General features: G+C 56.1%; 18 protein-coding genes and 1 pseudogene. 11 read left to right on the top strand and 8 right to left on the bottom strand.

Annotation, left to right across the window (positions count from 1 at the left end; all coding sequences use genetic code 11):
* Nucleotides 1–592 precede the first annotated feature (592 nt).
* Together ACNY69_RS13560 and ACNY69_RS13555 are read left to right on the top strand one after the other, a co-directional pair.
* The gene (locus ACNY69_RS13560; protein ID WP_293772421.1) at nt 593–3,373 is read left to right on the top strand and encodes a flavocytochrome c; all 2,781 of its coding nucleotides are present in this window, start codon (nt 593–595) and stop codon (nt 3,371–3,373) included.
* Nucleotides 3,374–3,436: 63 nt separating this feature from the next.
* Nucleotides 3,437–4,399, top strand: a complete 963-nt coding sequence (locus tag ACNY69_RS13555; protein WP_418798733.1) for an FAD:protein FMN transferase — start codon at nt 3,437–3,439, stop codon at nt 4,397–4,399.
* On the opposite strand, the gene dcuR is transcribed toward ACNY69_RS13555, so the two are convergent.
* Nucleotides 4,393–5,112: a two-component system response regulator DcuR gene (gene dcuR, locus ACNY69_RS13550; protein ID WP_111138453.1), complete on the bottom strand. Its 720-nt coding sequence runs from the start codon at nt 5,110–5,112 to the stop codon at nt 4,393–4,395. The two genes, ACNY69_RS13555 and dcuR, sit on opposite strands and share 7 nt — an antisense overlap.
* Nucleotides 5,109–6,743 (bottom strand): sensor histidine kinase, encoded by a 1,635-nt coding sequence (locus tag ACNY69_RS13545; protein WP_472826296.1) that lies wholly within the window; start codon nt 6,741–6,743, stop codon nt 5,109–5,111. Before ACNY69_RS13545 ends, dcuR begins: the two co-directional genes overlap by 4 nt.
* A 305-nt stretch (nt 6,744–7,048) precedes the next feature.
* Here ACNY69_RS13545 and mqo point away from each other — a divergent pair, with 305 nt between their 5' ends.
* Nucleotides 7,049–8,698, top strand: a complete 1,650-nt coding sequence (gene mqo / locus ACNY69_RS13540) for a malate dehydrogenase (quinone) (RefSeq protein ID WP_418798730.1) — start codon at nt 7,049–7,051, stop codon at nt 8,696–8,698.
* A 72-nt stretch (nt 8,699–8,770) separates the two neighbouring features.
* Here the strand turns inward: mqo and ACNY69_RS13535 are convergent, their stop codons facing one another.
* Nucleotides 8,771–9,082, bottom strand: a complete 312-nt coding sequence (locus ACNY69_RS13535) for a VF530 family protein (RefSeq protein ID WP_111138468.1) — start codon at nt 9,080–9,082, stop codon at nt 8,771–8,773.
* Between the two features lie 192 nt (nt 9,083–9,274).
* Here ACNY69_RS13535 and ACNY69_RS13530 point away from each other — a divergent pair, with 192 nt between their 5' ends.
* A complete protein-coding gene (locus ACNY69_RS13530) occupies nt 9,275–10,588 on the top strand; it encodes an MFS transporter (protein ID WP_111138450.1) in 1,314 nt (437 codons plus the stop codon).
* 117 nt (nt 10,589–10,705) lie between these two features.
* Here ACNY69_RS13530 and ACNY69_RS13525 read toward each other — a convergent pair whose 3' ends face one another.
* The 3 genes from ACNY69_RS13525 to ACNY69_RS13515 all read right to left on the bottom strand — a co-directional run bounded on the left by ACNY69_RS13525 (nt 10,706) and on the right by ACNY69_RS13515 (nt 14,620).
* Entirely contained in the window at nt 10,706–12,172 is a 1,467-nt protein-coding gene (locus tag ACNY69_RS13525) for a pyridoxal phosphate-dependent decarboxylase family protein (RefSeq protein WP_293772413.1), read from the bottom strand.
* A gap of 14 nt (nt 12,173–12,186) precedes the next feature.
* Nucleotides 12,187–13,569 carry a diaminobutyrate--2-oxoglutarate transaminase gene (locus tag ACNY69_RS13520; protein ID WP_111138467.1) on the bottom strand — a complete coding sequence of 461 codons (1,383 nt, stop codon included), beginning with the start codon at nt 13,567–13,569 and terminating at the stop codon, nt 12,187–12,189.
* Between the two features lie 475 nt (nt 13,570–14,044).
* The gene (locus ACNY69_RS13515; protein ID WP_418798994.1) at nt 14,045–14,620 is read right to left on the bottom strand and encodes a TetR/AcrR family transcriptional regulator; all 576 of its coding nucleotides are present in this window, start codon (nt 14,618–14,620) and stop codon (nt 14,045–14,047) included.
* Between the two features lie 101 nt (nt 14,621–14,721).
* Here ACNY69_RS13515 and ACNY69_RS13510 point away from each other — a divergent pair, with 101 nt between their 5' ends.
* From ACNY69_RS13510 to cspE, 3 genes are all read left to right on the top strand, one after another.
* On the top strand, nt 14,722–15,615 hold the full coding sequence (locus ACNY69_RS13510) for an ABC transporter six-transmembrane domain-containing protein (protein WP_418798726.1): 894 nt from the start codon (nt 14,722–14,724) through the stop codon (nt 15,613–15,615).
* Nucleotides 15,616–15,775: 160 nt separating this feature from the next.
* Nucleotides 15,776–16,972: an MFS transporter gene (locus tag ACNY69_RS13505; RefSeq protein ID WP_418798723.1), complete on the top strand. Its 1,197-nt coding sequence runs from the start codon at nt 15,776–15,778 to the stop codon at nt 16,970–16,972.
* Between the two features lie 371 nt (nt 16,973–17,343).
* Nucleotides 17,344–17,556, top strand: a complete 213-nt coding sequence (gene cspE, locus ACNY69_RS13500; protein WP_111138446.1) for a transcription antiterminator/RNA stability regulator CspE — start codon at nt 17,344–17,346, stop codon at nt 17,554–17,556.
* A 162-nt stretch (nt 17,557–17,718) separates the two neighbouring features.
* Here the strand turns inward: cspE and ACNY69_RS13495 are convergent.
* Nucleotides 17,719–18,734, bottom strand: a pseudogene (locus tag ACNY69_RS13495) (lipoate--protein ligase A).
* 228 nt (nt 18,735–18,962) lie between these two features.
* On the opposite strand from ACNY69_RS13495, the gene ACNY69_RS13490 reads away from it, so the two are divergent.
* From ACNY69_RS13490 to ACNY69_RS13475, 4 genes are all read left to right on the top strand, one after another.
* Entirely contained in the window at nt 18,963–19,874 is a 912-nt protein-coding gene (locus tag ACNY69_RS13490) for a DMT family transporter (protein ID WP_111138465.1), read from the top strand.
* A 134-nt stretch (nt 19,875–20,008) separates the two neighbouring features.
* Entirely contained in the window at nt 20,009–21,268 is a 1,260-nt protein-coding gene (locus tag ACNY69_RS13485; protein ID WP_111138445.1) for an MFS transporter, read from the top strand.
* A complete protein-coding gene (locus tag ACNY69_RS13480; RefSeq protein ID WP_293772406.1) occupies nt 21,265–22,326 on the top strand; it encodes a sugar phosphate isomerase/epimerase family protein in 1,062 nt (353 codons plus the stop codon). The genes ACNY69_RS13485 and ACNY69_RS13480 overlap by 4 nt, the downstream gene beginning before the upstream one ends.
* A gap of 56 nt (nt 22,327–22,382) precedes the next feature.
* Complete coding sequence (locus tag ACNY69_RS13475) at nt 22,383–23,363, top strand: LacI family DNA-binding transcriptional regulator (protein WP_293772404.1); 981 nt, start codon at nt 22,383–22,385, stop codon at nt 23,361–23,363.
* 199 nt (nt 23,364–23,562) lie between these two features.
* On the opposite strand, the gene ACNY69_RS13470 is transcribed toward ACNY69_RS13475, so the two are convergent.
* Nucleotides 23,563–24,384 (bottom strand): alpha/beta fold hydrolase, encoded by an 822-nt coding sequence (locus ACNY69_RS13470; protein WP_418798720.1) that lies wholly within the window; start codon nt 24,382–24,384, stop codon nt 23,563–23,565.
* Nucleotides 24,385–24,722 lie beyond the last annotated feature (338 nt).

Genomic DNA, 24,722 nt, shown 5'->3' with positions numbered 1-24,722 from the left:
AGTGTTTTATCTGCAAGTTAAGAAGAATACGATGTGCGCCCCGGACCTTCACGAATAACTTTCTTTTTTATTCTTAATAGTATGAATAAACCGCGATGCACGGATTTAGGTTAATCTGCTGACTGAGTATTGAGCACTTATTTTAGCGCCATGTAAATATGATGCGATTTTCTGAAATATGAATTTTGATCTAAATCAAAGAAATTAATTTATTATCGTCAGATTTTAACATTTATTTTTAATCTATATTCTGATGCACCCTCTTTCCGCCTTTTTGTGACGAAGATCTACAAATATCCTGAAGTCCTGCATCTCCGGGTTTCATGTAACTATCTGATAGGTTTTGTTTTATTTTTTATGTGAACGATGTGTTGATTTTTAGTTTCCATTGGTTAACAATCAATGGATCTTTACGCTGGCAAATCATAAAATTAAATACACCCAATTGTTTAAAAGTTAAATAAGTAAATTTATCGCTTATGAAAGCAAAGAAAGGAGTATATTAAGTTCATGACATCGGACCACTTAATTAGGCGATAATTAGCGTCCGCTATAAAAATTTCCAGACTTTTAAATCTTGGAGTTTATCGCAATGAATACTCTCACTCCCCTCCTTAATCCCCTGACGCTTCCTGGCGGCGCTGTGCTGAAAAACCGGTTGGTGATGGCACCCATGACAACCTGTACCGGTTTTTATGACGGTACGGTCACCAGCGAGCTGGTCGAATACTATCGTGCGCGTGCAGGCAGCATCGGTACTGTGATCGTCGAGTGCTGTTTTATCGATAACCGTGGCCCGGCATTTCCGGGGGCCATTGCGATCGACAGCGATAACAAGATCCCCGGCCTGAAACGCATTGCGGACGCGATAAAATCTGAAGGCTCTACGGCGATCCTGCAGATCTATCACGGTGGCCGCATGGTCGAGCCGGAACTGATTGGCGGTAAAACCCCGGTTGCGCCCAGTGCGATTGCCGCACCGCGTGAAGGGGCGACCAAACCGCTGGCGCTGAGCGCCGACGAAGTGGAAACCATGATCACCAAATTTGGTGATGCCGTGAACCGTGCCATCAAGGCGGGGTTCGACGGTGTGGAAATCCACGGTGCCAACACTTACCTGATTCAGCAGTTCTATTCACCGAACTCCAACCAGCGCGACGACAAATGGGGCGGCAGCCGCGACAACCGTGCTCGCTTCCCGCTTGAAGTGCTGGAAATCACTCACAAGATGGCGGCACGCTTCGCGCATAACTCCTTCATCATCGGCTATCGCTTCTCACCCGAAGAGATCGAAGTGCCCGGCATCCGGTTTGATGACACCCTCTATCTGCTGGAGAAACTGGCCGCGCGCGGCCTCGATTACGTCCACTTCTCCGTGGGTCAGTTGCTGCGTCCGTCGATTGTTGATACTCAGGACCCTACGCCGCTGATCGAGAAGTATATTGCGATGCGTTCGCCGCAACTGGCAAAAGTGCCGGTGATTGGTGTGGGTGGCGTGGTGAACAAAGCGGATGCGGAGCTGGCGCTGGAGAAAGGCTACGATCTGGTGGCGGTTGGTAAAGCCTGTATTGCCTATCCGAACTGGGCCGACCGCATTCTTAATAACGAGCATCTCGAACTCTATATCGACAGCAACAAACGCGAAGCGCTGCAGATCCCGGAACCGCTGTGGCGCTTCTCACTGGTGGATGCGATGATCCGCGACATGAGCGAGTCTGGCCGCAAGTATAAAGCGGGCGTCTATCAGGAAAAAGTGGAAGCCGAAGCGCTGAAGCTGAAAATCAACGTCACGCTGGACACCGACCGTATCACCGACATCACCCTGGTTCCGGATGACACCCTGGATGTGGACTTTACTTCCACTTTTGAAAGCCTCCGTAACCGTATCCTTGTCGCCAACAGTCCACACGTTGATGCGATCACCGGTGCCACCACGCAGAGTGAGGCGCTGAAAAAAGCGGTTTCACGCGCCATGACCACCTCCAGCAAGGAACATGTTATTGAAGAGGGCGGCAATCCCAACGCACCCCAGAACTACGATGTGGTGGTGGTGGGCAGCGGCGGTGCCGGTCTGGCAGCGGCGATTCAGGCGCACGATGAGGGCGCACGCGTGGTGATCATTGAGAAGATGCCGACCATCGGCGGCAACACCATCAAAGCCTCTGTGGGGATGAACGCCGCAGAGACCCGCTTCCAGAAACTCAAAGGCATCGAGGACAGCAAAGAGCTGTTCTATGAAGAGACCCTGAAAGGGGGCCAGTTCAAGAACAATCCGGTGCTGCTGCGTGAGTTTGTTGACCTGGCACCGGAAGCGATTGAGTGGCTGGCGGATCATGGCATCGAGCTGAATGATATCACCATCACCGGCGGGATGAGCATCGACCGCACTCACCGTCCGGCGGACCGCTCAGCGGTCGGCGGCTTCCTGATCAGCGGCCTGGTGAAAAATATCAACAGCCGCAACATCGAAGTGCTGCTGGAGACCTCCGTTGAAGAGATCCTCTATGAGAATGGCGCGGTCACCGGTGTCAAAGTGGTGGATGAGTACAACGACAGCCGCATCCTGAACGCGAAAAGCGTGATTGTGGCGACTGGCGGATTCAGCGCCAACCGCGAGCTGGTGGTGAAATACCGTCCTGAACTCGATGGTTTCGTGACCACCAACCACAAAGGCGCGACCGGCAGCGGCATCGCGATGCTGGAGAGGATCGGGGCCGGAACCGTGGATATGGGCGAAATCCAGATTCACCCGACGGTGGAGCAGACCACCTCTTATCTGGTCTCTGAGTCCATTCGTGGCGGCGGGGCCATCCTGGTGAGTCAGGCCGGTAAGCGTTTCTACAACGAAATGGAGACCCGCGACAAAGTCTCCGCTCAGATTATCGCCCTGCCAGAGAAGAGTGCCTGGATCGTGTTCGATGAGCAGGTGCGGATGAACAACAAAGCGGCGGACGAATATATTGCTAAAGGCTTTGTCATCAGCGCCCCGACCGTGGCGGAGCTGGCCGTAAAACTGAACATGAGCGAGTCTCAGACGCTGGAAGCGACACTGGCCCGATACAACAACTTTGTCAGAATGCAGAAAGATGAAGACTTCGGTCGCCAGACCGCGCTGCGTCACCCGCTGAGCGAAGGTCCGTTCTATGCGATTCGTATCGCACCGGGGGTGCATCACACCATGGGCGGCGTGACCATCGACACCACCACTGCCGTACTGGACAACCAGAAACAGGTGATTAACGGTGCCTGGGCCTGTGGCGAGGTGGTTGGCGGTATCCACGGCGCGAACCGTATCGGCGGTAACGCTGTCGCCGATATCATCATCTTCGGTATCCTGGCGGGAGGTAACGCCGCGGCCTATGCCCGCCGTTAATCACCCGCCCCGGCATCCGCCTCAGGCGGGTGCCGTTTTTTCCTCTTCAGAGCAGAGTCGCCTATGTTAAACGATGTGCGTGTCTATGCTTACTCCGCCGTATTAATGGGGTCACCCATTCTGCTGAAACTCTTCGATGATAACCCGATCCTGGCCGGTCAGGTGTTTCGCCTGATCAAACAGCAGGAGAATCTGTTCACGGTCAATCGTGCCGCGTCAGAAGTGATGGCGATTAACCATGCGGCGGGGCAGCATCCGGTGGTGGTGAGTCAGCCCGTATTCGATTTGATCGCCTGCGCACACGCGGTCAGCCTGCTGCCCGGCAGCCTGTTTAACCTGGCTATCGGCCCGCTGGTGAAGTGCTGGAAGATTGGATTTCAGGGCCACAGCGTGCCCTCCGACGCGGCGCTGCAGGCGCGTCTGGCGCTGACCAATCCACATGAGGTGATCCTGGATGCCGACGCCCGCAGCGTGATGCTGGCCCGGCCAGGTATGGAGATTGATCTCGGGGCTATTGCCAAAGGTTATATCGCCGATGTCGTGCAGGCTTATCTGCGTCAGCAGCAGGTCAGCCGCGCCCTGATTAACCTGGGCGGCAATGTCCAGACGGTGGGTGCGCCACCCGATGAAGCGGGCTGGGCCATCGGCCTGAAAAAACCTTTTGGCGAAAAGGACGCGCTGATCGGGGTGATCGAGGTCAACAACCGCTCGGTGGTCACCTCAGGCATTTACGAGCGTTACTTCGAGCAGGATGGCATCTGTTACCACCATATTCTCGATCCGCACAGCGGTTATCCGCTGGATAACGCGCTGCTGAGCGTAACGGTGATCTCGGACCGTTCGCTGGATGGCGATATCTACACCACGCTGCTGTATGGGCTGGGCGTGGAACAGGGCATCGCCTGTCTGACCGACAAGCCGGGCATTGAGGCGATTTTCGTGACCCGTGACAGGCAGGTGATCTGCTCGTCACAACGTCACTTTTCGTTCCGGTTACTGGACACCGACTACCGGCTGGTTCACTGACAGTATTGTTTAAGCAGGGTGTGATATTCCGGCTGCAGGCGATAGCGATAAACCGGACGCCCCGTTACCCCATAATGAATGCTGGTGAACAGGATATTAATCTGCGCCAGCCAGATCAGATATTTGCGGCAGGAGACGCGGGAGATATTCACCTCGGTGGCCAGCTCGTCGGTAGAGAATTCGGTCCCCGGATGCGCGTCGATCCAGAGGCACAGCGTGCGCAGCGTCTGCGGCGTTAATCCTTTAGGCAGCCGCTTCTGCTCGCTGGCACCGGGCAGATTGCCATGCAGAAGCTGATCCACGTCCGACTGCTGATAGAACTGATGATTATCCATCAGCGATTTTTTCTGCCGCCAGCCGGTGAGCGCCTCTTCGAAACGGGCAAACTGGAAAGGCTTAATCAGGTAATCCACCACCCCGTAGTTGAGTGAGGTTTTGATGGTCGCCGCATCGGCAGCCGACGAGATAATGATGACGTCAACCGGCCGTCCGGCGCTGCGCAGCTCCGGCAACAGATCGAGACCGTTCTCCTGCTGCATATAGATGTCCAGCAGGATCAGATCAACTGGTGGCTCAGCCTGCGCCAGGAACTCTTTGGCCTGCTGCAGAGTGGAGGCAGTGCCGCAGCAGGTAAAGCCGGATATCTGCCCGATATAGCAGCGATTAAGCTCGGCTACCATCGCATCATCATCGACAACTAACACATTGATCATTGGGTAATCATTCCTCTCTCCCACGGAAGTTGCACTAAGAATTGGGTAAACACACCCGGTTCCGACTCCACGCTGACGCTACCGCCCAGGCTTTCGGTCTGCTGCTTAACCAGAAACAGCCCGACGCCGCGATCGTCGCCTTTGGACGAGACGCCACGCTCGAAGATGGCGCTGAGCTGCGTGCCCTCGATCCCGGGACCATCATCGCTCACTTCACAGGCTAACCAGCCATTCTGATAGTGCAGCATGAGGTGAATTTCTCCTTCAGCCTCCGGGTCCAGCGCCTCAAGAGCATTTTCGATTAAATTGCCCAGCACCGTAATTAACACCGCGCTCTGCTCCTCACTGCCGCAGTCGGGCAGGAAACTCGCCTCATCAATAATCAGCTGATGACCTTCATCGGTCACACGATTGATTTTACTCAGCAGAAAGCCCGCGATGATTGGCGATTTAATCTTCTGCAGCAGAGAACCAATTTCGGTCTGATAGGCGTTCGCGGTTTTAAGGATATACTCTTCCATCTGCGCATAATTTTTCATATGCAGCAGGCCCAGAATCACATGCAGCTTATTCATGAACTCATGGGACCGCTCACGCAGCGCATCCACATAGTTTACCATGCCGTCCAGACGCTGCATCAGCTGGCTGATCTCGGTCTTGTCCCTGAAGGTGGTCACCGCGCCGATAATGCGCTCGCGGCTGCGCACCGGCACGGTGTTGCTGATCAGGATACGGTTTCCCAGCGTCAGCTCCTGGTCATACCAGGCTTTGCCCGCATGCAGCGCATCCTGCTGATGGCGATGCATCACACTCTCTTCAGCAATCAGATCGCCGCTGGTGGGCATCTTACGGGTGGTATCGTGCAGCAGCTGCTGCGCCGCATGGTTAATCAGGCTGATCCGTGAATGATCATCGACCGCAATCACGCCCTCTTTAATGGAATTAAGGATCGCCTGGCGCTGCTCAAACAGGCTGGAAATCTCGTGCGGCTCCAGCCCCAGCAGGATGCGCTTTAGCCGCCTGACCAGAATAAAAATGCCGACCAGCGCCACCAGGCCGCCAAAGAGACCGGTCCAGACGATATTCCAGCGGCTTTTGGCAATCTGCGCCGCCACATCGTTCAGGGCGATCCCAATCGCTACGACGCCAATCTGCTGATGCTGCGCATTGAAAATAGGGGTAAAAACCCGCAGTGCCTCCACCAGAACGCCATGATTCACGGCCACATTCTCCCGGCCACGCAGCGTCGGGTAGATATCGTTGCCAACGAAATGTTTCCCGATCACCGCCGCGTTGGGATGGGAATAGCGGATGCCCTGCATATCGGTCACCACCACAAACAGCAGGCCGTTGCGTTTGCGGGCGGCTTCTGCCAGCGGCTGGATCTGCTGGCTGCCGTCCGGCGACCTTAAACCGCGCTGGATCTCCGGGCTGTCTGCCAGCGTGCGCGCAACTGCCATCGCCTTATCCTTGAGATGCGACTGCGCAAAGTTATCGATCTGCACAAAGTAGAGCAGATGGACCGCGACCAGCACGGTGAGGATAACCGCAGTCATCATCAGGGTGGTCAGGGTACTGAGTTTCATGGGTCGTTTCTTCACGGCATGTTGGTTCTGTGGTTGGCTTTTCATTGGCGCTCAGCACGGAGAGAGGATCGCCGGGAAACATACGCGAACTCTGCGCATCCGTACAGTTTTAGCCGTCTGCAGACGGGTGGTCGTCAGAGAACAATATTTGTGTTAGGGGATTGTATAATTCAAAGGACACCCTTAATGTGTGGTTAAAATATATGATCAGTATGGTAAGCCTTTTGTAATTAAATTAAGGCCAAATTGCTATTTTTAATTTTATAATTATTTTCGAATTAACTCATAAATAACATTCTTTTAAAATTTGAGGACTTTTTTTAACCAGTACCGTCTGAGCTGTAGATTAAATGATGAATTCAAAGAAAGTTATTCCCACCCTTTCCCTCGCGGCCTTGCTCGTTTCTTCGGCGCTTCACGCTGAAACTTCACCAGAAAAAACCGACGTCCTGTTAATCGGCGGTGGCATCATGAGCGCCTCAATGGGCACGATGCTGGAAGAGCTGCAGCCTGGCTGGAAGCAGATCATGGTTGAGAAACTGGATGGCGTGGCGCTGGAATCTTCAAATGGCTGGAATAACGCCGGTACCGGTCACTCTGCTAACATGGAGCTGAACTATACGCCTGAGCGTAAAGACGGCTCGATCGACGTGACCAAAGCGCTGGAAATCAATGAAGCCTTTATGGTTTCGCGCCAGTTCTGGACCTCCCAGATTAAAGAGGGCGTGATGCACGATCCACGCTCTTTCATCAACTCAACGCCGCACATGAGCTTCGTCTGGGGCGATAACGTTGACTTCCTGACCAAACGCTACGCTGCGCTGCAGAAAACCGCGCTGTTCCAGGGCATGAAATTCTCTACCGATCACAAGCAGATTGCGCAGTGGGCTCCGCTGGTGATGGAAGGCCGCGATCCGCAGCAGAAAGTGGCCGCGACCTGGACCCCGGTCGGCACCGACGTCAACTACGGTGAAATCACCCGTCAGCTGATCGGCAGCCTGAAGAAGAAAGATAACTTCCGTCTGGAAACCTCGTCTGAAGTCACCGATTTCAAGCGTAACGACGACAACTCCTGGCACGTCACCATCAAAGATGCCAATAACGGCAACGAGCGTGCGGTTGACGCGAAATATGTCTTCATCGGTGCAGGCGGCGGCGCGCTGAAATTACTGCAGAAGACCGGCATTCCGGAAGCAGACAACTATGCAGGCTTCCCGGTGGGTGGCTCCTTCCTGGTGACCGAGAACAGCGCAATTGCCGATCGTCATCTGGCGAAAGTCTACGGTCAGGCATCAACCGGTGCACCACCGATGTCCGTGCCGCACCTGGATACCCGCTACCTGGATGGCAAACGTGTCGTACTGTTCGGACCCTTTGCGACCTTCTCGACGAAGTTCCTGAAAAACGGTTCCCTGTTTGATCTGCTGAGCACCACCACCACCCATAACATCGGTCCGATGACCAATGTCGGTATGGATAACTTCGATCTGGTGAAATATCTGATCGGCCAGGTGATGCTGAATGATGAAGATCGCTTTGAATCGCTGAAAGAGTACTATCCGGACGCGAAAAAAGAGGACTGGAAACTGATCCAGGCCGGTCAGCGTGTGCAGATCATCAAGAAAGACGCCGATAAAGGTGGCGTGCTGAAACTGGGCACCGAAATTGTGACCGATCAGCAGAAAACCGTAGCAGCCCTGCTGGGTGCTTCTCCAGGTGCCTCCACCGCCGCGCCTATCGCGTTAAACGTGATGCAGAAACTGTTCCCGGAAGAGTTTAAATCCGCTGAGTGGCAGGCCAAAATTCACAAGATGGTTCCTGGCTACGGTCAGAAACTGAATGACAACGTGCCGTTGCTGCAGCAGGTGTGGAATGACACTGCTGCGACCCTGCAGCTGACCACGCCGCCGGTGATTAACATGGATGGCAAAACCGCCGAGGCACCTGCCGCGCAGGCTCAGCCAACTGCGCCATCAGCGAAGCACGACATGGCGCTGTAATCGCGACCTGACGTAAAAAAAGCCCGCACGGTTAACCGTGCGGGCTTTTTTATTGTCTGCGTTTCCGGCCCGTTACGCCGGCTTGCCGCCGCGCCAGTTCCCCCAGGGATCCTCTGCGGCAGGCGTATCCGCCTTCTTTGCAGGCGCAGTGCGGGGTGCGGTTTTCCCCTCTAACGACGCGAGATAGAGCGCCTCGACCTCGGCCCGCGCCCAGGGCGTGCGGCGTAAAAACTTCAGGCTCGACTTCACGCTGGGATCGCTCTTAAAGCAGTTAATATTGATCCGTGCTGCCAGCTCCGCCCAGCCATACTGCGCGACTAAACGGTTGATCTGCATCTCCAGCGTTACGCCATGCAGAGGATCTTTTGAGGTGTGTGCGTTCATCATCTGTCCATCCGGTTCACTTAATGCCGCACATCCTGACGATCGTTGCGCCGTTGTGCAAGGCGCAGCGGTGAAAAAGGGGCCATTGCGGATTTTTATGTGTCCGCGATAACGCCGCGCGCAGGCGGGCGCGCAGGTGTCCGGCGATTATGCTAATCATAAACCGGTGATGACACTGAAAAAGGAACCGTTATGCATGAACCCGCTGATAACCTGTTGAGTGCTGCCCGGCGCAGACGTGCGTTGATTGCCGGTTCCGTGGGTAATTTTATTGAGTGGTATGAGTTCGCGGTTTATGGCTTCCTCGCCACCGTGATTGCGCAGAACTTTTTCCGGCTGGAGGGCGAGTCTGCACTGACCGGGCTTCTGCTGACCTACGCCTCCTTCGCCATCGCCTTTTTCTTCCGGCCGCTCGGCGCCGTCGTTTTCGGCAGGATGGGGGACCGCATCGGACGTAAGCCCACGCTGATCTTTGTTTTAATTATGATGACGCTGGCAACCGCCGCTATTGGCCTGGTGCCTCCCTATGCGCAGCTCGGCGTGCTGGCTCCGCTGATCGTCACGGCACTGCGCATTCTGCAGGGGCTGTTCGCCGGGGGCGAGTATGGCGGGGCGGTCTCCCTGATGACGGAGTTTGCGCCGCGCGGCAGGCGGGGCCTCTATGGTGCCTGGCAATCTTTTACCGTGGCGCTGGGGCTTCTGGCCGGAGCGGGTATTGTCGCGCTGCTCTCCGTGCTGCTGACCCCGGAACAGATGCTGAGCTGGGGCTGGCGTATCCCGTTCTTTATGGCGCTGCCGATGGGGGTGCTGGCGCTCTGGCTGCGGGTGCAGATGGAGGAGACCCCGGCCTTTATCGGGCAGCAGGCGCAACCTGTGCGGAAAGTGCAGGCCAGCCTGGGCGACACGCTGAAAACGATTCTGCTCGGTATCTGCCGCCTCATGGTCTGGTCAGCAGCCGGATACACCTGGCTGGTGATCATGCCGACCTATCTGCAGGCCTCACTGCACACCGGTTTTAACCAGGCGCTGCTGATTGCGGTGATCTCAAACCTCGGCTTTGCCAGCACTATCCTTCCCGCCGGAATGCTGAGCGACAGAATAGGGCGCCGGAGGGTGATGGTTACGGCGGCGGTGCTGCTGCTGGTGCTCTCGCTGCCGCTGCTTAACGTTCTGCAATCGACCGAAACCGGGCTGCTGCTGAAAGCGCTGGTGGTTTTTTTTGCGGGTGGCGTAGTGGGGCTGCTGGCCGGGCCGGGGCCTGCGATGCTGGCAGAGATGTTTCCGACGCAGGTGCGTTACACCGGGCTGGGGCTGGCCTATTCGCTCTCAAATGCGGTTTTCTCTGGCTGTGCCGGATTAATTATCACCGGACTGATTAAAGAGACCGGTAATCCTGACATTCCCGCCTGGTATGTAATGGCGACGGCGCTGGTGAGCATTGTGGCGCTGATGACGCTGAAGCGGGATGATCACCTGCGGCAGCTGGATGAGCCGCCCGGGCGTTAAAGCAGAACCCGGACAGAGTCGTGTGAATTTCTCCCGGTTAACCCCGAGCGACGACCCCTAAAAAAAGGATAAAAAAAACCAGCCAGGCGGCTGGTTTTTTTAGCGGGGAACGGAGGGTTACACCAGCTGCTGTGCGGTGGTTTCCACCAGTGCCAGTAACACTTTGATATCTTCCAGTGTCACCGTCGGGTTCAGCAGGGTCATCTTCAGGCAGGTTACGCCATCGTGCTCGGTCACGCCGACGTTAGCGCGGCCTGACTCCAGCAGAGCATCACCGATACGCTGATTGAGCAGGGCAATGTCTGCGCTGCTCAGATGCGCCAGGTGCGCCGGACGATAACGGAACAGCACGCTGGCCAGCTGCGGGGTCATGACCAGTTCCAGCGCAGGCTGCTCGTCTACGTACTGCGCCACCTGTTGCGCCAGCGTCACGCCGTGATCGATGATTTCGGCATACTGCTTCTGACCCAGCGCTTCAAGGCCCATCCACAGCTTCAGCGCATCAAAACGGCGGGTCGTCTGCAGCGATTTCGATACCAGATTCGGTACGCCCTGCGCTTCATCGAACTCTGAATTCAGGTAAGCCGCCTGGTAGCGCATCAGTTCATAGTGACGCGCTTCCTTCAACAGGAAAGCGCCACAGCTGATGGTCTGGAAGAATTGCTTGTGGAAGTCCAGCGTAATGGAATCCACCCGTTCAATACCGTCCAGATAGTGACGATACTTCTCAGAGAGCAGCAGTGCGCCTCCCCATGCCGCATCGACGTGCACCCAGATGTTCTCTTCTGCCGCCAGCGCCGCGATGTCGCGCAGCGGATCGATCGCACCGGCGTCGGTGGTCCCGGCCGTTGCGACAATTGCCAGAACGTTTTCGCCATTGGCTTTGGCTGCCGCCAGTTTGTGGCGCAGATCGTCCATATCCATACGGGCAAAGCGATCGCACTTCACCTGAGTAACGGACTGGTAACCCAGACCGAGCAGCGCCATATTCTTCTGAACGGAGAAGTGCGCGTTCTCTGAACAGAAGACCTTAATCTTTTTCAGATCGCCGGTTAAGCCATCCTGCTGAACAGAGTGACCCTGACGGGCAAACCAGGCGTCGCGCGCCAGCATCAGACCCATCAGGTTACTCTGGGTGCCGCCGCTGGTGAAGACACCGGCATCACCCGGCTGATAACCGACCTGGGTACGCAGCCACTCAATCAGCTTCATCTCAATCAGGGTAGCGGACGGTGCCTGATCCCATGAATCCATGCTCTGGTTGGTGGCGTTGATCAGCACTTCCGCCGCCTGGCTGATCACCAGGCTCGGGCAGTGCAGATGCGCTACGCACTGCGGGTGATGGACCGACAGGCTGTCTTTGAGGAAGTACTCAATGGCGCGCTCAATCGCGGCCTGGTTGCCCAGGCCCTGAGGATTGAAGTCCAGCTGGATACGCTCACGCAGCTCTGCAACGGTTTTTCCCTGATACATCTCAGGTTGTTCCAGCCACTTAACGACGGCCGCACTACTCTGGGCAATCGCCTGCTGGTAGGCCTCGGTGCTCTGCGCTGAGGCCGCCAGAATCGGGTTTAACCGGGACATTGCATTCACTCCACTCAAACTGGTTGTACGCCAGCTGACAGCAGGGCGTTTTCAAATTTATCCATAAAGACGTCCAGTTCTGCATCTGTGATCAGCAGGGAAGGCAGCAGACGTAATACGCTGCCGTGACGTCCGCCACGCTCCAGAATCAGGCCGTTCTCAAAACATTTTTTCTGCACCAGCGCAGAGAGATCGCCATCTGCCGGGAAGCTGCCCATGTGATCGGCAGGTTCATGCGGTTTGACCATCTCAATGCCGAGCATCAGACCCAGACCACGCACGTTACCGATGACCGGGTAGCGCTGCTGCAGTTCACGCAGTTTGCCTTTCAGCATTTCGCCCTGAGCTGCGACTTTGTCCGCGATGTTATTGTCTTTCAGCAGCTTCAGCGTGGTCAGGCCGGTCGCCATCGCCAGCTGGTTGCCACGGAAGGTCCCGGTGTGATGACCCGGAGACCAGGCGTCGAACTCTTTCTTAATACCCAGAACCGCCAGTGGCAGACCACCGCCGACCGCTTTCGACATCACGATGATGTCAGGCTCAATGCCTGCGTGTTCAAAGGCGAAGAATTTACCGGTACGGGCAAAGCCCGCCTGAACTTCGTCGAGGATCAGCAGAATGCCGTGCTCTTTGGTGACTTTACGGATGCGCTGCAGCCACTCAGCCGGAGCCGGATTGACGCCGCCTTCACCCTGAACGGCTTCCAGGATCACCGCCGCAGGTTTACGCACGCCGCTTTCCACGTCGTTGATCAGGTTATCGAAGTAGTAAGTCAGCGCCTTCACGCCCGCTTCGCCACCGAGGCCCAGCGGGCAGCGGTATTCGTGCGGGTAAGGCATGAACTGCACTTCCGGCATCATGCCGTCAACCGCTTCTTTTGGCGAAAGGTTGCCGGTTACGGAGAGCGCACCGTGTGTCATGCCGTGGTAGCCGCCAGAGAAACTGATGATACCGCTACGGCCGGTCACTTTTTTCGCCAGCTTCAGCGCAGCCTCAACCGCATCCGCGCCCGATGGGCCGGTGAACTGCAGGCAGTACTCTTTGCCCTGACCTGGTAAGACGGAGAGCAGGTACTCAGAGAACTCATCTTTTAACGGTGTGGTTAAATCCAGAGTATGTAACGGCAAGCCGCTGGTAATGACATGTTGAATGCTCTGCAGAACGTCTGGATGGTTATGACCCAGAGCCAGCGTTCCGGCACCGGCAAGACAGTCGAGATAGCTATTATTCTCGACGTCGGTGATCCAGACACCCTGTGCCTTCGCGATCGCGAACGGCAGTTTGCGCGGATAACTTCGAACGTTTGATTCAAATTCAGCCTGACGGGCCAGATAGGTTTCATTAGTTGCGTTTGCGTTTTGAGCATTCAAACTATCAATACGGACTTTATCCGTCATCATATCTCTCCTACAACCGAAACGGCTAAGGCGTCCCAGTTGAATAAATGAATGTTAAAAAAGGTCTGTGTTTAAAGCGCGGCCAATATAGGGTTTTTTAGGGTCTGACTCAATCTTTAATTTTATCGGTGAAAAAGGGATTCTTTGTTATATGAATCAATCAGTTGTTGAGTTTGTAACCGCAGGTATTGCACACGCTTTACAGACATGTTTCCAATAAGTGGCGAAAAAACACCAGCTTACCCGATTCGCGCCGCGTCAGATCAAAGATAATAATCTGTGTAAACAGCTGTTTCCGGAGAAAAGGCTATAAAAAAGCGGCCGTTTCAGAGAGAAAAAATATATGCCGTTTCCGCTGATAAAGTCGCACTCACCGGCGGTAAAAACCGCAGATTAATTAAAATAATAAACCTTATATTAACATTTAATTAAAATTCGCTCAGATCCTGAACGCCACTCTCCGGTTTAAACCGGCTTATGACAGACACTGTTCAGCAAAATGATTCAGGTCCGCCAGCGCCTCGCGCACTTTTGCTTCGGAGGCGTTAATCGTCAGTAAATCGGCGTAGCCATTTAACATAGCGCTGATTTGTCTGGCGGTGCGGGGAATATCCGTACAGCGCAGGCTGCCCTCTGTGACGCCGTCACGGATGATCGTCTCCATCAGCGTCTGCCACAACTGCGTCATCTCTTCGGCCAGTACCGCATAGGGCTCATGGTGCGCCGCCATCTGCCAGAACGAGGAATAGAGCTGCCAGGTCGTATCCGGCGCACTGGGCAGATGGCTTTCAAACAGCACATCCAGCCGCTGGCGCGGCGTCAGGGGCTTCAGAGAGTCCGCAAAGTCCTCAAAATCCACCCGCATAAAGCGATCCAGCGCCGCCAGACAGAGCGCCTGCCAGTTACTGAAATAGTGGTAGATATGGCTGCGCGAGATGCCGACCGTCTCAGTCAGCTCACGGGTCGTCACTTTTTCGATCCCTTTTTCAATAAATAATCCGATCGCCGCATCCAGGATTTTTGTTCTTAATGCTTCTGCTGACTCTTTCATCATCACACTCACGTTGACTTTGAGCAACTGCTCAAATAGACTGCTTTTCAAACTTGAGCAACCGCTCAAAACTAATCATAACAGAAACAGAAACAGAAAAAATGCACTCCCTGAAACCTGTCCTGCCCGTTGCGGCTCCCCGCAGCGCCATTCTGACATTAAAATCGCTGGGCCGTCTTCACAGCCGTAAGCTTATCCTGACGCTGCTGCTGGTGGTGGCGGAAAACGTCATGTACCTGCTTTATCCTCTGCTGGCGGGGTTCGCCATCAACGCGATCGTCGCCGGCAAAACCTGGCACGCGGTGCTCTATGCCGTCATGGTGTTCACCATGTGGGCTATCGGTGCGGCGCGACGCAGCGTGGACACCCGCACCTTTGCGCGGATCTATGCCGCGCTGGCGGTGCCGGTGATCGTGACTCAGCGCAGCGAAAACCAGAGCGCCTCCACCATTGCTGCGCGGGTAGCCCTGTCACGCGAGTTTGTTGACTTTTTCGAGCAACATCTGCCGGTACTGATTACCTCGCTGGCCTCCATGACCGGCGCGGCGGTGATGCTGCTGGCGATCGAGTTCTGGACCGGCGTGGGCTGTCTGGCGATTCTGCTGTTCTTTGCCTGCTTTCTGCCTGGCTTTACCCGGAAAAACGATCGTCTGTTTGGCCGGCTGAATAACCGGCTGGAGAAAGAAGTGCGCTTTGTCAGCAGCGCCAGCGCCACATCACTGAATCGTCACTATGGCGTACTGGCCAGTCTGCGGATCCGCCTTTCCGACCGTGAAGCCCTGGGCTATCTGGCGATCGGCAGCGTCGCGGCGCTGATGTTTGCGATTACCATCGCGGCGATGTCCCGTCGTGGTGGCATTGATGCGGGACATATCTATTCGGTAATGACCTATATGTGGATGTTTGCCATGAGCCTGGACGATGGTCCGCGGCTGCTGGAGAAATATTCGCAGCTGAAAGAAATCGGCCGCCGGGTGAATACCGGAACTTACTGACAGGACTAAGCCGGAGCAATGTGTGCGCCAGATCACATAAATGGATTGCGAAGCGCCGCCTGAGTTTTTATAGTCTGAACGCTATTGCCGGATGAGAATGCGTTTTACTTTTCTTTCCGGCTCACTTCTGCTTTTACCTTCAGGCCATTGGGAATCCATTTTGTTAAGAGAAAATCATAAAACCGACGCTAGCGGTTTTGTCGGCTGGGCATTGCTCGCCCTTGCGCTGGGCGGCTTTGGCATCGGCACGGGCGAGTTCATCATGATGGGTCTGCTGCCGGATGTGTCACGCTCTCTGGCGATCACCGAGCCGCAGGCAGGCAACGCTATCGCCGGGTATGCGCTGGGTGTGGTCGTGGGTGCGCCGGTTATTGCTGTGATGGCAGCGCGCATGGCGCGGAAAACCCTGCTGCTGATTCTGATGGCGCTCTTCAGCATCGGCAACGTCGCCAGCGCGATGGCCGACAGCTACCACAGCCTGCTCGTGGCGCGTTTTCTGACCGGTCTGCCGCACGGTGCTTACTTTGGCGTGGCGTCGCTGGTGGCGGCATCGCTGGTGCCGGTTGAACGACGGGGCCGCGCGCTGGCGTCACTGATGCTGGGGCTGACAGTGGCAACGCTGATCGGTGTGCCGCTGGGCTCGTGGATCGGACAGCTCTTCAGCTGGCATGTGGTCTTCACCTTTGTCGGCGCGATTGGTCTGCTGACCTGCCTGCTGATTGGCCGCTATGTGCCCTACACGCCCGGCGATGCAGAAGCGCATCCGCTGCGTGAACTCGGCGCGCTGAAAAATGCTCAGGTCCTGCTGACGCTGCTGGTCGGCGCGGTCGGATTCGGCGGGATGTTCGCCATCTTCAGTTATATCGCGCCCACGCTGATCAACATTGCGGGGCTGTCGCGTGCACTCATCCCGTGGGCAATGGTGGCGTTCGGGCTGGGGATGATCATCGGTAATCTGGTCGGCGGTCGTCTGGCCGATGGGTCAGTGCTGAACATCATTGGCTGGACGCTGCTCTGGAACGTACTGGTCATGCTGGCCTTCCCGGTGCTGGTTCAGCATGTGGCGACCGGACTGCTGGCGACCTTCCTGATTGGTACCTGTTCGGTGCTGCTGCCGTCGCTGCAGATCCGCCTGATGGATGTCGCCAACGACTCGCAGACCCTGGCGGCCGCGATGAACCATTCGGCGCTGAACATCGCCAATGCCATGGGCGCGTATCTGGGTGGCCTGACTGTGTCGCTGGGCTATGGCTGGCTCTCCACCGCCTGGGTGGGCGTGGCGCTGGGCGTCGGCGGTCTGCTGGTATTCGTGATGACGGCGCGACATGCCGCCCGTCAGCAGGCGCAACTGGCCTGATCGCATTGGCGGGCAGCGGTATGATCTGACGCTGCCCGCTCACATGCATGGCCCGACCGTTCAGTTAGGCTTATCGATTTTTCACACCAGTAAATGAAAAGGGCTGGCATATCAGCCACAGCATTCCGGACGTCTGGATGTTAAAAATAAATTAAAATAATGTTAGCTAACGCGGTTTGTCTGTGTTCTTATAGCGTCATCGGTTTGGAACACAGACCTTATCAACGCCGTTTTAGTCAAGCAGTCCTCAGTGCAAGCGATATCTCAAGATACCCCTTCTTTGTGAGTCTCCTCCTAAAATCCTGGTAAGTAACCTTCTGGAAGACAGGCCATCTCTGCCACGTCGTGGCTCATTAATTAAGGAAGTATCGATGTCGAATAAAATGACTGGTTTAGTAAAATGGTTTGATGCGGGTAAAGGCTTCGGTTTTATCTCTCCTCAGGATGGCAGCAAAGATGTCTTTGTACATTTCTCTGCTATTCAGACCAACGATTATAAAACGCTGGACGAAGGTCAGCAGGTCGAATTCACGATTGAAAACGGCGCTAAAGGTCCTTCAGCGGCAAACGTCGTCCCGATGTAAGACATGACCGATCGGGCTTACGATAGCGATGACGGGAACACCCTGAGCAGTGAAGCCTGAAACGGATAATGACAAAAACCCGCCCTGTGCGGGTTTTTTGCATTCTGGCCTGGGTAAAGGCGGCCAGAGGGCAGCGCGAGGCGGCGTGTCTGGCCGGCGGGATTAGCGCAGGCTGTTAATCAGCCACTGCTGTAATTCAGTCAGCTCCGTCGCCTGCAGCGGAAAATCGCGTATCAGCTGATGTAATACCGGTTCGAGCGCATCCGGCCTGTAGGTCACACCCTGCAGACGCTGCGCCAGGGCTTCCAGCGGCGCGGGATTCAGGCTGTCGCTGAAGATCTGACAGCGGCTGATCACCCCGCGTTCGACATCGAAGTGGATCTCCACGCCACCCCAGACAAAGCGCTGGTCCAGCAGGTGTGAGAAGTCTGGTGCCTGGCCGAAATTCCATGCCCAGCTACGCTGGCGCGCAAACTGCGCGGTAAAACCTGGCAGGTCGGGCAGGGCGTCCGGTGAGATAAATTCCGGTTCACAGCGGGCACCAAAGTGGTCAAAAAACGCCTCTGTGATGGCCTGACAGACAGCCTCATAGCGGATATCTGGCATCAGTTCGGCGAGATGGGTGACACGGGCGCGTACGGAAGTGATCCCTTTAGCCTGCAATTTTTTCGCGTCAGGATTCAGGTAATCTGCCAGCCGCGACAGGTCGGCGTTAATCAGAATGGTGCCGTGATGAAAACCGCGATCGGGTGTTTCGCGGTAGGCTGAACCGGAGATTTTGCGCCATCCCTCCGTAGTGTTGACCACCAGATCGTTTCGCCCCGACGCCTCAGCCACAAGTCCGGTCGCCTGAAGTGCCTGCAGAATAATGTGGGTTGAAACACCTCTAACGTAGTCCGGTTTGCCGGCCATGAAGGTTAAACAGCAGTTGCCTGTATCGTAAAACACGGCGCCACCGCCGCTGCTGCGTCTTGCCAGCCGGATATTATCCTCAGCCATACGTCGGGTATTGCACTCTTTCCATGGATTCTGCGCCCGCCCGATCACCACGGTCTCCGCGTTACGCCACAAAAACAGTACCTGCTGAGTGGCGGGCATCTGCCTGAAATGCACTCTTCGACCGCCAGATTAAACCAGGGATCGTGAGATTCAGATATCAGTAAACGCAGCGCAGGCATTGGGCTCCCCATCATTCGGCAACGCCCCGGAAGCCGGGCAGAAGGCAGAGTGTGCCAGCCGGGTCAGCAGGCTGCGTGCATCTTCATGCCGTGACGCCATGTAAAAAAAAGATAAAATGCCGTCCGCTGCGCAATCGCGGCAGATTGCAGCAGAGCATTATGCCAGTATGAAAGGTAAGGATGCTGATTCCGCTGTGTATTTTCCCCAATCGAGAGACAACAAACCTGATGAACGCTTCTGCTGGCATCGCCATGAAGATAACCGCTGCGCTGAGTTCCACGCTGATGCTGGCCTGTGTGAAAGGACTGGATGGCACAATACCGGTGGGCGAAGTGATATTTTTCCGTTCGGTGCTGGCGCTGGTGCCATTGTTGATCTGGCTGCGTTTTCAGGGCAGCGTGCTGGACGGGATCCGCACCCGCAATATTCGCGGTCACTTCGTGCGCGGCCTGGCCGGAACCGGCGGCCTTTACTTCAGCTACCTGTCGCTGCTCTATATCTCCCTGACCGACGCCACCGCTATTAACTATGCCGCGCCACTGTTTACCGTGCTGCTGGCGGCGCTGCTGCTGCGGGAAAAAGTGCGTCATCATCGCTGGGTCGCCGTGTTTACCGGGTTCAGCGGCATTCTGGTGATGTTCTCCGGCCACCTCACGCTGACGCGTCAGGCAAGCTTCTCGCTGTCATCATCGTTGGGTATCCTGCTGGCACTGATGGCCGCATTCTGCACCGCCTGTGCGCTGGTTCAGATCCGTTTCCTGAACGGTAAAGAGAAGCCGGGCGCTATCGCATTCTGGTTCGCGGTGACCACGGCACTGACGTCGCTGGTCACGCTGCCCGGTGGCTGGAAGGTGCCGCACGGCAATCAGCTGGCGCTGCTGATAGGGTGCGGCCTGCTGGGCGGCATCACCCAGATCCTGATGACCCTGAGTCTGCGCTATGCCGAAGCCTCACTACTTGCCCCGTTCGATTACACCACGCTCCTCTGGTCGGTGGCGGTGGGGTATCTGCTGCTGGGTAATCTGCCAACCTCAACCACCCTCATCGGGGCGGCGCTGGTGGTCACTGGCGGCCTCTATTCAGTATTGTATGAGCGTTACCGGTATCGTAAAGCGCAGGTCGTTAACATTCCAACCTGAGACAAGAGTGCGCGTTGAGCAGTTAGTTGCGTAAGGTTAATAATTTGTGATCGGGGCGCAGGAAACCCAGGCAGTAATCGATTACTTTATCGTCAGACAGTAAAAGTAATCGATTACTTATCCGTGAGGTTTCTATGATTGCGACGGTTCAGCAGAATGCAGGCCAGCGGGTGCAGCATAAGCTGCTGGTGCCGCGCCTCTCTCTGATGATGTTCATGCAGTTCTTTATCTGGGGAAGCTGGTCGGTGACGCTGGGGCTGGTCATGACCCGCCACAACATGTCGCTGCTGATCGGCGATGCTTTCTCAGCAGGGCCTGTCGCCTCGATTCTTTCACCGTTTGTGCTGGGTATGCTGGTGGACCGCTTTTTTCCTTCGCAGAAGGTGATGGCAGTGATGAATCTGGCGGGCGCGGCGATCCTCTGGTTTGTGCCGCAGGCGCTGATCGCAGAGAACGGTGCGCTGCTTATCGCACTGCTATTTGGCTACACGCTCTGTTATATGCCGACGCTGGCGCTCTCAAATAACATCGCTTTTCACAGTCTCGCCAGCAGTGAGAAGAGCTTTCCCATCGTCAGGGTCTTCGGCACCGTTGGCTGGATCGCCGCAGGGATCTTTATCGGCGTCACCGGCGTGGCTGACAGTGTCGCGGTCTTCCAGCTGGCGGCACTCTGTTCGGTGCTGCTGGCTATTTACAGTCTGACGCTGCCCCATACCCCGGCACCCGCCAGAGGTTTGCCGCTGAAAGTCCGCGATCTCTTCTGTGCGGATGCCTTTGCGCTGCTGCGTCTGCGCCATTTCATGGTCTTTGCGCTCTGCGCCACGCTGATCTCCATTCCCCTCGGCACCTATTACGCGTTTACAGCTTCCTGGCTGGCGGATGCCGGTATTCCTGAGGTGAGCACGCTGATGTCGCTGGGTCAGATGTCAGAAATTGTGTTTATGCTGATTATCCCGCTACTGTTCCGCCGCTTTGGGGTCAAAATCATGCTGCTGATCGGTATGGCTGCGTGGTTTGTCCGCTATGCCCTGTTTGCGCTGGGTATGAGTGATGAGACGCGCACACTGATCTACCTCGGTATTCTGCTGCATGGCATCTGCTATGACTTTTTCTTTGTGGTGGGATTCATCTACACCGACAGGATCGCCGGAGAAAAGGTGAAAGGGCAGGCGCAGAGCATGGTGGTGATGTTTACCTACGGCGTGGGCATGCTGCTGGGGTCGCAGATTTCGGGCGCACTCTACAATCATCTGGTTGCCGGTCACGCCAGCGCGCAGAGCTGGGCAACATTCTGGTGGATCCCTGCTGTTGCCGCCGCGCTGATCGCCACTGTTTTCTTCTTTTCGTTCACCTACCGCGATCCGGCGTTAGAAGAACAGAGGAGCCGCCGATGAAAACCATTAAAGGACCGGGGATCTTTCTGTCGCAGTTTATCAACGACCGGCCGCCTTTTAATACGCTGGCGGGTCTGGCAGAGTGGGCCGCCGGGCTGGGCTATCGCGCGCTACAGATCCCCTGTCATCAGCCCGCCATTTTTGACCTCGAACAGGCGGCGGTGAGCCAGACTTACTGTGATGAGATACGTGGTGTGCTGGCGGGATTCGGGCTGGAGATCAGTGAGCTTTCGACGCATCTTGAAGGACAACTGATGGCGGTGAATCCCGCCTATGACCTCGCGTTCGATAACTTTGCGCCAGCGTCGCTGCGGGGCGATCCTGTCAGGCGTACCGAATGGGCTGTCGCCACGCTGAAACGTGCGGCGGCGGCATCTGAAAAACTGGGGCTGCGTGCCCACGCCACCTTTTCCGGCTCGCTGGCGTGGCCCTGGTTCTATCCCTGGCCGCCGCACCATGAGGCGCTGTTCAATGAGGCCTTTGCGGAGCTGGCGCGCCGCTGGCTGCCGGTGCTGGAGACCTTTGATCAGCATGGCGTTGATCTCTGTTATGAGCTGCATCCCGGCGAAGACCTGCATGACGGTGTCACGTTTGAACGCTTTCTGGAGGCGGTGAATCAGCATCCACGCTGCCATATCCTGTATGATCCCAGCCATCTCTTTTTGCAGCACATCGACTATCTGCAGTTTATCGATCTTTATCATCCGCACATCAGAGCCTTTCACGTTAAGGATGCCGAGTATCAGCGCAACGGGCGCAGCGGCGTTTATGGCGGCTATCAGCCGTGGCTCTCACGCGCCGGACGCTTTCGTTCGCCGGGGGATGGTCAGATCGACTTCGGCGGTATCTTCAGCAAGCTGGCGCAGTATGAATTCAGTGGCTGGGCCGTTCTGGAGTGGGAGTGCTGCCTGAAGGAGGGGGAAACCGGCGCGCGTGAGGGGGCGGCATTTATTCGTAACCATATCATTCCGGTATCTGACCGGGCATTTGATGATTTTGCCTCAGCCGGAAACGCCACCGGCATCCGGCATCAGCTCGGTCTGGACCGCGACGCCTGAGGCTGCTGGCCATCTTCAGAGGGGCTGGCATTGCACAGGTTAACAGAAGGAACGCTATGTCTGTTCAGAAGATTGCGCAAATGGCGGGTGTCTCGGTCGCCACGGTTTCCCGGGTGCTGAATAACAGTGACCGCGTAAAACCGGCGAATCGCCAGAAAGTGCTCGCAGCAATTGAAGAGAGCCACTATCAGCCTAATCTGCTGGCGCGCCAGCTGCGGACCGCGCGTAGCTCGATGATTCTGGTGCTGGTGTCTGACATCTCAAACCCGTTCTGCGCCGAGGTGGTTAAAGGGATTGAGGCGCAGGCGGAGAAAAATGGCTATCGCATCCTGTTGTGTAACTCAGGTGCGGATATCGCGCGTTCGCGCTCCAGCCTGCAACTGCTTTCCGGCAAGGTGGTGGAGGGCATCATCACCATGAATGCCTTCGACAGGCTGCCTGAGCTGAGTGCGCTGATTGGTGAGGCACCCTGGGTTCAGTGCGCTGAACATGATGACAGCGGGCAAATCGCCTGCGTCGGCATTGATGATGAAGACGCTGCGCAGTCGGTAGTGCATTACCTGGCCGGAGGGGGACGACAGCGCATCGCCTTGATCAATCACGATCTTCGCTATCGCTATGCCCGCCTGCGGCAGCAGGGTTACATCACTCAGCTTAATAAGCAGCAACTCTCCTGGCAGGCCATCGCCTATGCCAGCGAGCTGAGTTTCAGCGCCGGGAAGACAGCCATGCAGCAGCTACTGGCTGACAGGGTGCAACCGGATGCGGTGTTTGCCGTCTCGGACACGCTGGCAGCCGGAGCCATGGCGGCGATTCACCAGGCGGGGCTGCGGACACCGCAGGATATTGCCGTGGTGGGTTTCGATGGCAGCGAACTGGCTGAGATGATGTCACCGCCGCTGACGACGCTGGCTCAGCCTTCGCAGGCGATTGGTCGCCGGGCCTGCGAGCTGCTGCTGCAAAAAATTGCTCTGCCGGATGTGCCGCCGCAGTGCGTGATCATGCAGGGTGAGCTGGTGGTGCGGGCCAGCAGCTGAACATCACCTCTTTAGTTTCTCTTCAGGTCACTGTGGCTGTTCTGCATTTGCCTGTTATCCGGGCGGAAGTGAAGAAGGGCGGTGACATGCTCAGATCAGTATGCCGTGAAAGGTGGGTGTATCTTTCTTTATCATCGCAGCTGACCTCTGCTCAGCCTTAACACAGCACTGCGCGGCTTTCACCGCGCAGTTTTCTGCCTCACTGCGCGTTCAGAAACGCCAGCAGATCCTGATTCAGCTGCTCCTGATGTGTGACTATGAACCCATGCGGCGCATTGTCATAGACTTTGAGTTCAGCTCCTTCGATCATCTCTGCGGCAACCTTACCCGTCGATTCAAACGGCACGACCTGATCGTTGCTGCCGTGGATCACCAGCGTTGGCACATTTACTTTGGCGACGTCAGCACGGAAATCGGTTTCTGCAAAGGCAGTCACGCAGTCGACGGTGCTCTTCAGCGAGGCCAGCAGCGCGATGTTCAGTGTCTGCGTCATCACCCCATCAGACACGGTCTGTCCGGCGTTGGTGCCATAGAAGGGGGTGGCGAACTCTTTGATGAACTGCGCGCGATCCTTCAGCAGGCCAGCACGAATTTCCTCAAACACCGACATATCCACCCCCTGCGGGTAGTCAGCCGTTTTACCAAAGAGAGGCGTGACGGCACCCAGCAGCACCAGCGCCGCGACGCGATCGCTGCCATAGTTGCCGATGTAGCGTGTGACATCGCCGCCGCCCATCGAGAAGCCGACCAGTGTCACATCCTGCAGATCAAGATGGGTGATCAGGTCATTGATGTCAGAGGCAAAGGTATCGTAGTTATTGCCGTTCCAGGGCTGATCGGAACGACCGAAACCGCGCCGGTCAAATGCAATTACCCGATAACCCTTGCCGGCCAGGAAGTTCATCTGGCTGTCCCACATATCGGCATCCAGTGGCCAGCCGTGGCTGAACAACACAGGCTTACCGGTTCCCCAGTCTTTAAAGTAGATTTGTGTGCTGTCTGTCGTTTTAAAGGTACTCATAAAATTGCCCTCTGTATGACGTGATGAATGTGGCGCTGTTACCTGCAGGCAGCACCTGATGACGATTCCGGGATTGAGATTCACCCCGTTCACCTGCAACTTACCGTTGAAAGCGGAGGCGGGTGTCTGCGCGCGGTCCGGCTGCTGACCTCTGCTCCGGAACCTGAATGTCAAACCGCTGATAATATGTGCAGCGTCCCCCGGCATGAGCCTGTTGGCCATGTTTCATAGAGACGAAAAAGACCTGTGCATCATCAATAGTAATCCGCTATTTGTAATTCACCATGACAGGGGCATGTCAGCGTTGCACTGGGTCACCCCCGTTACGGCAGATTTCA

The organism is Pantoea graminicola, from assembly GCF_048452665.1.
Taxonomy (GTDB): Bacteria; Pseudomonadota; Gammaproteobacteria; order Enterobacterales; family Enterobacteriaceae; genus Pantoea.
The sequence above is the reverse complement of the archived record's forward strand: the minus strand, read 5'-3'. Positions and strand labels throughout refer to the sequence as shown.